The organism is Streptomyces sp. NBC_00203 (genome assembly GCF_045206325.1).
In the GTDB taxonomy this organism is placed as follows: Bacteria; Actinomycetota; Actinomycetes; order Streptomycetales; family Streptomycetaceae; genus Streptomyces; species Streptomyces lutosisoli.
Genome location: NZ_CP108126.1, coordinates 1,600,313 through 1,612,475, shown reverse-complemented (window position 1 = coordinate 1,612,475; position 12,163 = coordinate 1,600,313). Strand labels below are relative to the sequence as shown.

General features: G+C 71.0%; 12 protein-coding genes. 8 read left to right on the top strand and 4 right to left on the bottom strand.

Annotation, left to right across the window (positions count from 1 at the left end; all coding sequences use genetic code 11):
* The first annotated feature begins 56 nt into the window (after positions 1-56).
* The 4 genes from OG975_RS07525 (at position 57) to OG975_RS07510 (ending at position 5,744) form a co-directional block, all read left to right on the top strand.
* Positions 57-494 carry a DUF4442 domain-containing protein gene (locus tag OG975_RS07525; protein WP_406336189.1) on the top strand — a complete coding sequence of 146 codons (438 nt, stop codon included), beginning with the start codon at positions 57-59 and terminating at the stop codon, positions 492-494.
* A gap of 450 nt (positions 495-944) precedes the next feature.
* Complete coding sequence (locus OG975_RS07520) at positions 945-3,413, top strand: beta-glucosidase (RefSeq protein WP_406328302.1); 2,469 nt, start codon at positions 945-947, stop codon at positions 3,411-3,413.
* Positions 3,410-4,984 (top strand): carboxylesterase/lipase family protein, encoded by a 1,575-nt coding sequence (locus OG975_RS07515; protein ID WP_406328301.1) that lies wholly within the window; start codon positions 3,410-3,412, stop codon positions 4,982-4,984. Before OG975_RS07520 ends, OG975_RS07515 begins: the two co-directional genes overlap by 4 nt.
* A gap of 109 nt (positions 4,985-5,093) precedes the next feature.
* A complete protein-coding gene (locus OG975_RS07510; protein ID WP_406328300.1) occupies positions 5,094-5,744 on the top strand; it encodes a DedA family protein in 651 nt (216 codons plus the stop codon).
* A gap of 90 nt (positions 5,745-5,834) precedes the next feature.
* Here the strand turns inward: OG975_RS07510 and OG975_RS07505 are convergent, their stop codons facing one another.
* Positions 5,835-6,362: a gamma carbonic anhydrase family protein gene (locus OG975_RS07505; RefSeq protein ID WP_406328299.1), complete on the bottom strand. Its 528-nt coding sequence runs from the start codon at positions 6,360-6,362 to the stop codon at positions 5,835-5,837.
* A gap of 94 nt (positions 6,363-6,456) precedes the next feature.
* Here OG975_RS07505 and OG975_RS07500 point away from each other — a divergent pair, with 94 nt between their 5' ends.
* Complete coding sequence (locus OG975_RS07500; RefSeq protein WP_406336187.1) at positions 6,457-7,296, top strand: acyltransferase; 840 nt, start codon at positions 6,457-6,459, stop codon at positions 7,294-7,296.
* 1 nt (position 7,297) lies between these two features.
* Here OG975_RS07500 and OG975_RS07495 read toward each other — a convergent pair whose 3' ends face one another.
* Complete coding sequence (locus OG975_RS07495; protein WP_406328298.1) at positions 7,298-8,155, bottom strand: EamA family transporter; 858 nt, start codon at positions 8,153-8,155, stop codon at positions 7,298-7,300.
* Positions 8,156-8,248: 93 nt separating this feature from the next.
* Here OG975_RS07495 and OG975_RS07490 point away from each other — a divergent pair, with 93 nt between their 5' ends.
* Together OG975_RS07490 and OG975_RS07485 are read left to right on the top strand one after the other, a co-directional pair.
* Positions 8,249-8,821, top strand: coding sequence for a helix-turn-helix domain-containing protein (locus OG975_RS07490; RefSeq protein WP_406328297.1), 573 nt, complete (start codon positions 8,249-8,251; stop codon positions 8,819-8,821).
* Between the two features lie 43 nt (positions 8,822-8,864).
* Complete coding sequence (locus tag OG975_RS07485; protein WP_406328296.1) at positions 8,865-9,422, top strand: YbaK/EbsC family protein; 558 nt, start codon at positions 8,865-8,867, stop codon at positions 9,420-9,422.
* A gap of 84 nt (positions 9,423-9,506) precedes the next feature.
* Here OG975_RS07485 and OG975_RS07480 read toward each other — a convergent pair whose 3' ends face one another.
* Entirely contained in the window at positions 9,507-10,682 is a 1,176-nt protein-coding gene (locus OG975_RS07480; RefSeq protein ID WP_406328295.1) for a cation diffusion facilitator family transporter, read from the bottom strand.
* A 62-nt stretch (positions 10,683-10,744) separates the two neighbouring features.
* On the opposite strand from OG975_RS07480, the gene OG975_RS07475 reads away from it, so the two are divergent.
* Positions 10,745-11,104, top strand: a complete 360-nt coding sequence (locus tag OG975_RS07475; RefSeq protein WP_327427070.1) for a metalloregulator ArsR/SmtB family transcription factor — start codon at positions 10,745-10,747, stop codon at positions 11,102-11,104.
* 42 nt (positions 11,105-11,146) lie between these two features.
* Here OG975_RS07475 and ppk2 read toward each other — a convergent pair whose 3' ends face one another.
* Positions 11,147-12,031, bottom strand: a complete 885-nt coding sequence (gene ppk2 / locus OG975_RS07470; protein ID WP_406328294.1) for a polyphosphate kinase 2 — start codon at positions 12,029-12,031, stop codon at positions 11,147-11,149.
* Positions 12,032-12,163 lie beyond the last annotated feature (132 nt).

The following is a 12,163-nucleotide window of genomic DNA, read 5'->3' as shown; positions in this document are numbered from 1 at the left end:
GGCGCTGGTCAAGAATTGCTACTCGCGGGTAACATGGTGGCATGAGCGCAGACCAGATGACGATCGGCGAGATGCTCGCCGCCACCGTGCCGATGGCCCGGACCCTGAACCTCGAGTTCCGGGAGACCACCCCGGAGAAGGCCGTGGTGGCGCTGCCGGACCAGGGCGACTTCCACAACCACGTCGGCGGGCCGCACGCCGGAGCGATGTTCACGCTGGGGGAGTCGGCGAGCGGGGCGATCGTCCTCGCCGCGTTCGGGGACCAGCTGTCGCGCGCCGTGCCGCTCGCGGTCAGCGCCGACATCGCGTACAAGAAGCTCGCGATGGGCCCGGTCACCGCCACCGCGACGCTCGGCCGCCCCGCCGCCGAGGTCGTCGCCGAGCTCGATGCCGGCCAGCGCCCCGAGTTCCCCGTCGCCATCTCCATCCAGCGCGGTGACGGTGCCGTGACCGGCGAGATGACGGTCGTCTGGACGCTGCGCCCGAACAGCTGAGCCGAGTACCCGACACGGGGCCTTGACCGGGGAGTACGCCCTGGTCGGGGCCCTTTGTTGTGGGGCGGGGGCGTGTGACGGGGGCCCAGGGCCCAGCGACCAACGCCGTCTCTGGGTGTGGGGCCGGCCAGGCCGAAGCGGCCGCCCGGACCGCAGTAGTGCTCGCGGGGCTGCCGGCCCGCGCCTCACGCTGACGGTCGCTGCGCGCCTCGCGCAGGCGGGTGTTCCGCCGGTCGTCGCTTCGGTTCTTGTCGGAGTGGCAGCCGTTTCTGTTCACTTCATTGACACGAGTCACCTCCAGTCATAGTTTTCGCGCCGTACCCGTGGTGCCTGACGGCACGTCAAGTCGCCTCTGTCGCAGAGTGTGTTCAAAGGGCGAATGCGACTGCCGTTGGCACGTGTACACGCGGTTCACAACGACGTGCCCGCACACCGAAGGAGTGACGGCTCATGTCCCACACCTTTTCCCGGCGATCGACCCTGCGGCTTCTGGGCGGCGCCATCGCGGTCGCCGCGGCGGCCACCACTGCCGGTCCCGCCCCGCTCGCCCATGCGGAGTCCAGATCCGGCGCCGGCCCTCGCGTAGAGGGTTTGATCGGCAAACTCACCCTTGACGAGAAGATCTCCCTGCTGCACGGCGCCACCGACCCCAACTCGCTCGGCCAGGCCGGATACGTGCCCGGAGTCCCGCGCCTCGGCATCCCCCCGCTCCGCCTCGCCGACGGCCCGGCCGGCGTCCGCGTCACCCAGCACGCGACGGCTCTGCCCGCCCCCGTCCTGCTCGCCTCGGCCTTCGACCCCGGCCTTGCCCGCAGCTACGGCCAGGTCATCGGGCGGGAAGGCCGCGCCCTGGGCCAGGACGTGCTGCTCTCCCCGATGGTCAACCTCATCCGCACCCCGTACGCGGGCCGCAACTTCGAGACCTTCAGCGAGGATCCGCTGCTGGCCGGCGACCTGGTCGCGGCGGAGATCCGCGGCATCCAGGGCGAGGGACTCATCGCCACCGTCAAGCACTTCGCGATGAACAACCAGGAGAAGGACCGCAACTCCATCGATGTGCGGGTCGACGAGCAGACCATGCACGAGGTCGAGCTGCGCGGTTTCGAGGCGGCCGTCGCCGCCCGCACCGGCGCCGTCATGGGCGCGTACAACAAGGTCAACGGCACCTTCGCTTGCGAGAACAAGACGCTGCTCACCGATGTCCTGCGTGACCAATGGGGCTTCGAGGGCTGGGTGATGACCGACTGGTTCGCAGCCCACAGCACCGACGCCGCGATCACCGCGGGCCTCGACATGGAGATGCCCGGCGGCATCTACTTCGGCGACGCCCTGAAGACGGCCGTCCAGAACGGCAGCGTCTCCGAGACGTACGTCGACCGTGCCGTGCGCCGCATCCTCGCGGTGACGGACCGCTTCGGGCTGCTCGACGGGAGTGTCCCGCCCCGCCCGGCCCGTGACCCCGAGGCGGGCGCCGCCGTCGCCCTGGAGGTGGCCAAGGCCGGGGCGACCCTCCTGCGCAACGAAGACCACGCGCTGCCCCTGACCGGAGCCGCCGCCCGCAGCATCGCCGTCGTCGGACCCACCGGATCGCTCCCGTTCGTCAGCGGCGGCGGCAGCGCACATGTCGTCCCCGACCACGCCGACAGCCCGCTCGACGCCATCAAGTCCCGCGCGGGACGCGGCGCTCACGTCTCGTACTCCCTCGGTGAGGACCTCTTCGGGAAGCCCATCCCCGCGAGCGCGCTGAGCCCGGGCTTCAACACCGAGGCCCAAGCCGTCGCCGCCGGGCAGACCTGGACCTACGAGGGGATGCTCACCGCCGCCGACGACGACGAGTGGACCTTCGTCATCCACTACTCGGGCGTGCGGCCCAAGGTGCTCCTCGACGGCGAGGACCTCTTCCCGGTGGCGCCCGGCTACGGCGAGTACTTCTCGGGCGGACTCGTCTCCGCCGCACCAGACGGCCTGTCGGTGCGCCGCAAGGCGCTCAGCCTCACCACGGGTGCGCACAAGCTCCAGATCACCGCGCAGGGCGGCACCGGCGGGGAGCTGTTCCGGCTGCGGCGCATCACCGGGGCGACCCGCGCGCAGGACGTCGCCGAGGCGGTCGAGGCCGCGCGCGCCGCGCACAGTGTCGTCCTCTTCGCCTACGAGGACGCGACCGAGGGCCTGGACCGCACGACCATCGCGCTGCCCGGTCACCAGAGCGAGCTGATCGAGGCGGTGACGGCGGTGAATCCCCGTACGACCGTCGTCCTCAACACCTCCTCCTCGACCTCCATGCCGTGGCTGCGGAGCACGGCCGCCGTGCTCCAGATGTACTACCCGGGTCAGGAGGGCGCCGCCGCCACCGCCGCCGTCCTGTTCGGCGACTGCGATCCGGGCGGCCGGCTCACCCAGTCCTTCGCGGTCGACGACGGCCACCACCCGGTCGCCGGGGACCCACGCCGCTACCCGGGCGTCGACGGCACCGAGGAGTACTCGGAGGGCATCCACGCCGGCTACCGCTGGTACGACGCCGACGGTGTGCGCCCACTGTTCCCCTTCGGTCACGGATTGTCATACACCTCCTTCACGTACGACGACCTGCATGTCCGCCGGGCCCGCCACGGCCTCGAAGTGAGCTTCACCGTGCGCAACACCGGGCGGCGCGACGGCATCGAGGTCGCGCAGGTCTACGTCGGTCCGTCGCCGGATCTCCGACTCGATCAGGCCGTACGGGTGTTGGGCGGCTACCGGCGGCTCGCGCTGCGGGCGGGGGAGCGGCGCCGGGTCACCGTGGTCGTCGAGAAGGGCACGCTCTCCTCCTGGGACGCGAAGCGGCACGACTGGGTGCTCGGCACCGGGCGCCGCAAGGTGTGGGCGGGTGCGTCCTCGCGTGATCTGCGACTGCGGACGACCGCGGAGGTGAGCGCGTGATACGCCGCCTGGCCATCGGGCTCACCGCCCTCGCCACCGTCCTCGTCGCCCCGGCACCGGCCCAGTCCGCGTCCGAATCCGCCACCCGGCACGCCGTCGTGCGTACGGAGGCGGGCTGGGTCCGCGGCGAAACCACCACCGAGGGACGGCAGTTCCTCGGCATCCCGTACGCCCAGCCGCCCGTCGGCGACCTCCGCTGGAAGAACCCGCGGCCCGTCGAACCCTGGAAAGGCGTACGCACCGCACAGGACTTCGGCAACCGCTGTGTACAGACGGCGAGTTGGGACCCGGGGTACGAACAGCCCACCCACACCGAGGACTGCCTCGACCTCAATGTGTACGTCCCCGACGGCGCCGGACGGCGACCGGTGATGGTCTGGCTGCACGGCGGCGGGCTCACCGCGGGCGCGGGCGCGGACATCGTGCCCGACACCTTCGCCCGGCAGACCGGCGAGGTCGTCGTGACCGTCAACTACCGCCTGGGCGCGATGGGTTTCCTCGCCACGGCCGGACTCGACGGCGAGGCGCGCGACGGGGTCTCCGGCAACTTCGGGATGCTCGACCAGCAGGCCGCGCTGCGCTGGGTGCGCGCCAACATCGGCCGCTTCGGCGGCGATCCGGGCCGCGTCACCATCGCGGGCGAGTCGGCGGGCGGCCGTTCGGTCTGCACCCAGATGGCCTCGCCGACCTCAAAGGGCTTGTACCGGGCGGGAATTGTCGAGAGCGGCGCGTACGGGAACTGTGCGGCACGCGCGCACGACACGGCCGTAGCGGCCGGCGCGGCCTTCGCGAAGAAGGCGGGCTGCGCCGATCTCTCACTCGCCTGTCTGCGGGGCAAGTCCCCCGAGGAGATCCTCGCGGCCCAGGCCGGCTTCGACTGGGGACCCGTCGTGGGCGGTGACTTCCTGCCCGTGCAGCCCTTCGAGGCGTACGCGAAGGGGGCTGCCGCCCGGGTCCCCGTGCTGAACGGGGCGAACCAGGACGAGGGGCGTCTCTTCGCCTTCGGTCAGTTCGACGCGAGTGGCACGCCGCTCACCGCCGAGCTGTATCCGGTGGTCGTGAAGGCCGTCTTCGGCGCGGACCGGGGCAAGCGGGTGCTCGCGCGCTACCCGCTGTCGGACTACCCCTCCCCGACCATCGCCTATGGCACCGCCTTCGGCGACTATCTGATGGCCTGCCCGGCGCTCCGGCTCGACGGCGCCCTCGCGGCCCGCGGTCCTGTCTACTCGTACGAGTTCGCCGACCGCACCTCACCGCCCTTCGCCTCGCTGCGCAATCTGCACACGGACTTCGACTTCGGCGCGACCCACGTCAATGAGGTGCAGTACCTCTTCAAGCACTTCGGGCTGGAATCACCGCTGAACGCGGAGCAGCGGGTGCTCTCGCGGCAGATGGTGCGGTACTGGGGATCCTTCATTCGCGGCGGTGTGCCGCGGGCGGACGGTCAGCCCGCGATGCCCGCGGGAACCGGGCGGGTGCTCTCGCTGCGGACTGCCTCCGCGGGCGGGAACATCCTCAGCGCCACCGTCCACAGCGAGCACCGGTGCGACCTCTGGGACTCCGCCTCGTGAGGCCGACCAGGTAGGCTGCCCGGCGTGCGCTCAGGGGGGAGCGCACGCCGGGTGATCATGCGCAGCGCAGGTGCCCGGATCACGCACAGCGAAACGGGAGGAACCGGCGTTGCACGTCCAGGAGTGGCTCGAGACGGTGCCCGCGGTCAGCATCTACGCGCTGGTGGGCCTGGTCATCGGCCTGGAGAGCCTGGGCATCCCGTTGCCCGGCGAGATCATCCTGATCTCGGCGGCGCTGCTCTCCTCGCAGCACGACGGCATCAACCCGGTCATCCTCGGCGCGTGCGCCAGCCTCGGCGCGATCGTCGGCGACTCCATCGGCTATGCCATCGGCCGCAAGGGCGGACGCCCGCTCCTCGCCTGGCTCGGCGGGAAGTTCCCCAAGCACTTCAGCGAGGGCCATATCGCCACGGCCGAGAAGTCCTTCGAGAAGTGGGGGATGTGGGCCGTCTTCTTCGGCCGCTTCGTCGCCCTGCTGCGGATCTTCGCGGGGCCGCTCGCGGGTGTGCTGCGGATGCCGTACTGGAAGTTCCTGATCGCCAACGTGCTCGGCGGGATCATCTGGGCCGGGGGGACGACCGCGGTCATCTACTACGTGGGTGTGGTCGCCGAGTCGTGGCTCAAGCGGTTCTCGTACCTCGGCCTTGTGGTGGCGCTGCTCATCGGGCTCGCTTCGATGCTGGTCGTCAGGCGGAAGGCGAAGAAGGTTGCTGCCGAGCGGGAGGCGGCGGAGCGAGAGCCCGTTGCAGCCGCCGAGTAGGTTCCGCCGGTTCGTGACTGCGGGCCGTTTGTGGTTGCTCGCGCAGTTCCCCGCGCCCCTTACGGGGCGCGTTCTCCCCTCCCGGCGTCTTTACTCGTGAGCCTCTTTGTGGGCCTTTGCCAGGTCCACGTACAACGTGCCGTTCAGTGAGATGCCCTCGCGTTCCTCGGCCGTCAGCTGGCGCTTGACCTTGGCGGGGACGCCTGCGACCAGGGAGCCCGGGGGGACCTGCATGCCCTGCGGGACGAGTGCCTGGGCGGCCACCAGGGAGCCGGCGCCGATCACCGCGCCGTTCAGGACTGTGGCGCCCATGCCGATCAGGCAGTCGTCTTCGACGGTGGCGCCGTGCAGCACGGCGTTGTGGCCGATGGAGACGCGCTCGCCGACGGTGATGGGGAAGCCGGGGTCCACATGAAGGCTGCAATTGTCTTGCACATTGCTGCTGGCGCCGATGACGATCGGACCGCAATCGGCGCGCAGCACCGCGCCGTACCAGACGCTCGCGCCCTCGTGCAGCGTGACGTCCCCGATGACCACGGACGTGGGCGCCGCGAAGGCCTCCGGGTCCACCTGCGGATCCTTGCCGCCGATCCCCATGATCAGCGCCTGATGCGTCATCACCGTCTCCGTGTCTCGTCGTCGTTCGGTACACCGGCACCGTATGCCATCGTTCCCTGCCCCGGTGGGGTGAAGATCACAGCCGTACGAGCTCATCGGCGCACCTCGCGCTGAGTACCGTGAGCGGGTGCCCAAGAGCAAGAACACGTTCTCATCATGGCGGCGCCGCCTCGCGCAGCGCGCCGTCCACGCGGGCTGGGCTTGGGTGCAGCGCACGGGTGCGGTCACGGCCGAGCACCCGGGACGGCTCCGCTTCGGGGCCATCGGAACACATACCAGGCTGGCCTTCCCGCTGGGCACGGTCTTCGGCGAACCCTGGATCCACCTCGGCTCCCACTGCATCGTCGCCGAACAGGTCACGCTGACCGCCGGTCTGATGCCCGACCTCGACCTCGGCGCCGACCCGATCCTGCGCATCGGCGACGGCGTCGTGCTCGGCCGCGGGAGCCACGTCATCGCCGACACGACGGTCACCATCGGCAGCGACTGCTACTTCGGGCCGTACGTGTACGTCACGTCGACGAACCACTCGTACGACGATCCGCACCAGCCCATCGGCAAGCAGTGGCCCCGGATGGAACCGGTGGAGATCGGGCCGGGCTGCTGGATCGGGACCGGGGCCGTGATCCTGCCGGGGGCGCGGATCGGGCGGAACGTCGTGGTGGCGGCGGGTGCGGTGGTACGTGGTGCGGTGCCGGACCACTCGGTCGTGGCGGGCGCTCCCGCGCGCGTCGTGCGGCGCTGGGATCCGGTGGAGGGGTGGCAGCCGCCGCTGCGGACCCCGGCGCCGGTGCCGATTCCCGACGGAGTGACGCCGGAGCAGCTGCTGGCGCTGTCGGGGCTGGACGAGGAGGCCGCGGCGCGCCTGGCCGAGCTGGACCTCGATGCCGAGGGCGCCTCCGGGGATGTACGGGACGCACGGGCGGAGTCCTGACTCAGCCCGTCGCCAGCAGCACCGTCCCGACCAGAGCCAGGCCCGCTCCCGCCGCCTGCACTCCGCGCAGCCGCTCGCTGAGGATGCCGCGCGCCGCAAGGGCGGTGACCACCGGGTAGAGCGAGGCGAGGACGGCGGCCACGGTGACCGGGCCGTGCTGGGCGGCGACCGAGTAGGTGCCGTTGGCCGCGACATCGGCGAGGCCGACGAAGGCGAGCGCGGGCAGGGAGTTCCAGGGGAAACCGCCCTCGGGGACGGCCCGGGCGCCACGCCTCACCGAGACGAAGAGGGCCGTGCCGCCTACCGCCACGTTGGTCACGCGCTGGACGAACAGCGCGAGGAACAGCCCGGTGACCGACGACGACGCCTCCGCGATCAGCGCGAACACCGTGCCGAAACCGAGCGCCGCGACCAGGGTGAGGAGGATCGCCTGCCGCTGCACGGGCGCGCCGCGCAGCTGAGGCCCGCCCGCGAGCACCACACCCGACACGGCGACCGCGATGCCCGCGATCTGCAGCAGCCCAGGACGCTCGCCCAGGACGAGTCCCACGGTGATCGGGACGGCCACGGCGAGCGAACCGAGAGGGGAGACGACTCCCATCGGGCCCAGGGCGAGCGCCTTGTAGAAGGAGAGCAGGGCGACCGGGCCCACCAGTCCGGCGGCGAACGCGAACCACAGCTGCGGTCCGGCCGCGCTCCAGCCGCCGGTGGCGACCACAATGGCGCCGAGGACCGCCGCCGCGATCGCCTGGGAGACGACGACCACCGTGAGGGCGGGCGTACGCCGGGTCAGCAGTCCTCCGCCGAAGTCGGCCAGGCCCCACAGGAGGCTGGTGGCCAGGGCGAAGAGTGCTGTCACGGGATGCCTCGCAGTACAGTTCGGTGAACGATCAGGTGCACCACACCATAGTTCACCTGATTGAACTCTGTCATCCAGAATATTGGACGGAATGTGTCGGACCTCGACCTGCTGACTCAGTCCCTGGCGCGCAACGTGAAGCGCTGGCGCACCGAGCGCGGCTTCACTCTGGACGCACTCGCCGCGCGCGCCGGAGTCAGCCGCGGCATGCTCATCCAGATCGAGCAGGCCAGGACCAACCCCAGCATCGGCACCATCGTCAAGATCGGTGACGCGCTCGGCGTCAGCATCACCACCCTCCTCGACTACGAGCAGGGCCCCAAGGTCCGGATCGTCCCGGCCGACCAGGCCGTACGGCTGTGGCACACCGACGCGGGCAGTTACAACCGGCTGCTCGCGGGCACCGAGGCGCCCGGGCCGCTGGAGATGTGGGACTGGCGGCTCATGCCCGGCGACGGCAGCCCCTCGGACCCGCACCCCGCCGGCACCGTCGAACTCGTCCATGTCATGGCGGGCGAGATGACCCTCACGGTCGACGGGGTCGAGTACCTCGTGCCCGAGGGCGCGAGCGTGTCGTTCGAGGCCAACACCCCTCACACGTACGCCAACAAGGGCGATGCGCCGGTGGAGATGGTCATGGCCGTGTCGGTCCCACTCGTGCACTGAGACACCCGACGGGCCGCACGGACGCGGCTGTTAGCGTGCCGTCATGCGCGCACCCCTCGGACACTTCGGCCACGCCATGCCCGCCCCCGACTGCCTCGACGACCTCACCCGCCCGGTCGCCGACGCCGTACGCGACTGGCGGGGCAGCATCCCCGCCGACCAGATCGTCTACGTGGACACGGACCCCGAGTGGGCCGACACGGCCACCTTCGTCGAGCACTACGGTCAGGAACTGCTCGACCAGTCCGCGAACTGCGTGGTCGTCGCGGGCAGACGCGGCGCCGACACCACGCTCGCCGCGTGTGTCGTCCTGTCCACCACCCGCGTGGACGTCAACGGCGCCGTGCGTCGCCAACTCGGCGCGCGAAAGGCCTCGTTCGCACCGATGGACACGGCGACCGGGGAGACCGGCATGGAGTACGGCGGCATCACTCCGCTCGGACTCCCCGTCCACTGGCCCGTGCTGGTGGACTCGGCCGTCGTAGAGCTGCCGTATGTGCTGGTGGGCAGTGGTCGGCGGCGCGGGAAGCTGCTGGTGCCGGGAAAGGTGTTCGCGGAGCTGCCGAACGTGGTGGTGCTGGAGGGGCTGGGGGTGGCCTGAGCCCCTTCACGGACAGGGGAGTTGGGCGTCTGTCTGCCCGTCTGCCGTGTCGCGGGGAGGTGGCCGCACGTCCCGCGGGCCTGGTCAGGCGGCCGTGTGATGGGCCAGCGTCAGGTGCGGGTCCGTTTCTCCGGGCGCGGGCGTCGGATCTGCGTGCACCAGGGCCGCGGTGAGCTTCGGTACGGCGTGCAGCAGCGCGTGTTCCGCCTCGACCGCGATGTGGTGGGCCTCACGCACGCTCACCTCGCCGTCGACGACGACCGCCACCTCGGCGCGCAGCCGGTGCCCGATCCAGCGCAGCCGCAGTTCCCCCACCTCGCGTACGCCGGGCACCTCCCGCAGCGCCTGCTCGGCCCGGTCCACCAACTCCGGGTCCACGGCGTCCATCACGCGCCGGAACACCTCGCGGGCGGCATCGCGCAGCACGAGCAGGATCGCGGCCGTGATCGCCAACCCCACCAGCGGGTCGGCGAGTTGCCAGCCGAGCGCCGCGCCGCCCGCGCCCACCAGTACGGCGAGTGAGGTGAACCCGTCCGTACGCGCGTGGAGTCCGTCCGCGACGAGCGCGGCGGAGCCGATCTCGCGGCCGACGCGGATGCGGTGCCGGGCGACCCACTCGTTGCCGAGGAAGCCGATGAGCGCGGCCGCCGCGACGATCGGGACGTGCCGCATGGGCTGCGGGTCGAGCAGCCGCTCGACCGCCGTCCAGGCCGCGAAGGTCCCGGACGCGGCGATCGTCAGCACGATCACGATGCCCGCCAGGTCCTCCGCCCGCCCGTAGCCGTAGGTGAAGCGTCGCGTCGCCGCGCGCCGGCCCAGCACGAAGGCGATCCCGAGCGGCACGGCCGTCAGCGCGTCGGCGGCGTTGTGCACGGTGTCGCCGAGCAGCGCGACCGAACCCGAGACCACGACAACGGCCGCCTGCGCCAAGGCCGTTGCGCCGAGGACGGCCAGGGAGAGCCAGAGCGCCCGCATGCCCCGGGCCGACGACTCCAGGGCGGAGTCGAGTTTGTCGGCGGTTTCGTGGGAGTGGGGGGTGAGGAGGTGGCGCAAGCGACTCGCGAGGGTGTGCGGGTGGGAGTGCCCGTGCGGGTGCTCGGGTGTGCGGTCCTGAGCGTGCGGGTGGGTGTGACCGTACTGATGGGCGTCGCCGTGCGCGTCGCGGCCGTGCTCGTGACCGTACGAGTGGTCGTGGCCGTGCTGGTGACCCTCCGAGTGGTCGTGCTCCAGGCCGTGCTCGTGGTGGTGCCGGTCGCTCACGTGGGGCCCCTTCCGGTGCGCGGGAGTGGACGTGTCGGCGTCCACAGGGCCATTATGTGCGTATGAGCGCACGCATGCACCTATCATCTGCGCATGATGCGCACCCGCGCACCCCCGGCGAGGAACAGTTCGCGCTCGCCGCCGAACTCCTCGCCCTCCTGGGCGACCGCACCCGTCTCGCGCTGCTCCACGCCCTGACCGGCGGCGAGGCCGACGTCACCACCCTCACGGAGGCGTGCGGCGCCGCACGTCCGGCCGTCAGTCAGCATCTGGCGCGGCTCCGTCTCGCCGGGCTCGTGAACACCCGGAAGGAAGGCCGCCGGGTGATCTACTCGCTCGGCGACGGCCATCTGCGCCGGGTGGTCGACGAGGCGCTGAGCCTGGCCGACCACCGCATCAGCGACCGGCCCGCGCACGACTGAGGGCGACCTGGAGGCCGTACGCCCCCGTGGTCGTCGTACCCCTCAGTCGTCGGTGTCGTCCTCGCCCGCCTCCAGCAGGTTCACCGCCGCGCCCACGACGCTCGGGTCCGGGCTGCCGACGACCTCCTCGTCCTTGTCGGCGTAGTCGAAGCGGGCCAGGACACTGCGCATGGCCTCGACGCGGGCCCGCTTCTTGTCGTTGCTCTTCACGACGGTCCAGGGCGCCTGTTCGGTGTCCGTCTCGCGGAACATGGCGACCTTGGCCGCCGTGTAGTCGTCCCAGCGGTCCAGGGAGGCCAGGTCCATCGGGCTCAGCTTCCACTGCCGTACGGGATCGACCTGACGGATCGTGAAGCGGGTGCGCTGCTCGCCCTGCGACACCGAGAACCAGTACTTGATCAGGTCCACCCCGTCGTCGACGAGCATCCGCTCGAAGGCGGGCGCCTGCCGCATGAAGCGCCGGTACTCGTCGTCCGTGCAGAAGCCCATCACGCGCTCCACGCCCGCGCGGTTGTACCAGGACCGGTCGAACATCACGATCTCGCCCGCGGTCGGCAGATGCTCCACATACCGCTGGAAGTACCACTGCCCGCGCTCGCGTTCGGTCGGCTTCTCCAGGGCCACCACCCGGGCGCCGCGCGGGTTGAGGTGCTCGGTGAACCGCTTGATCGTGCCGCCCTTGCCGGCCGCGTCCCGTCCTTCGAAGACGATGACGAGACGCCGGCCGGTCTCCTTGATCCAGCTCTGCAACTTCAGCAGCTCGATCTGCTGGAGCCGCTTGTGCCACTCGTATTCCTTGCGCTCCATACGCTGCGGGTACGGGTAGTTCTCCCGCCAGGTCTCCACCGGGCTGCCATCCGGCCGGATCAGCACCGGGTCGTCGTGATCGCTGTAGTCGACCCGCATGCCTGTCAGCAGTTCCGTCATCCGGCCCTCCCCGTCTCCGCGATGCCGTGTCCGTCCGTCTACGTATACGTGCCCGTGACGGTGTCAGTGGAAGTGGGGCACGATCAGCGAAGTGTCGGACGGAGTCCCGGTGAGCCGCAGTACAGGGGAAGT

Bases quoted from the DNA above. Each gene is read 5' to 3' on its own strand.
- OG975_RS07525 (WP_406336189.1), top strand. From the start codon at position 57: ATGACGATCGGCGAGATGCTCGCCGCCACCGTGCCGATGGCCCGGACC.
- OG975_RS07520 (WP_406328302.1), top strand. From the start codon at position 945: ATGTCCCACACCTTTTCCCGGCGATCGACCCTGCGGCTTCTGGGCGGC.
- OG975_RS07505 (WP_406328299.1), bottom strand. From the start codon at position 6,362: ATGACGCATCAGGCGCTGATCATGGGGATCGGCGGCAAGGATCCGCAG.
- OG975_RS07485 (WP_406328296.1), top strand. From the start codon at position 8,865: ATGCGCGCACCCCTCGGACACTTCGGCCACGCCATGCCCGCCCCCGAC.
- OG975_RS07475 (WP_327427070.1), top strand. From the start codon at position 10,745: ATGAGCGCACGCATGCACCTATCATCTGCGCATGATGCGCACCCGCGC.
- ppk2 (WP_406328294.1), bottom strand. From the start codon at position 12,031: ATGACGGAACTGCTGACAGGCATGCGGGTCGACTACAGCGATCACGAC.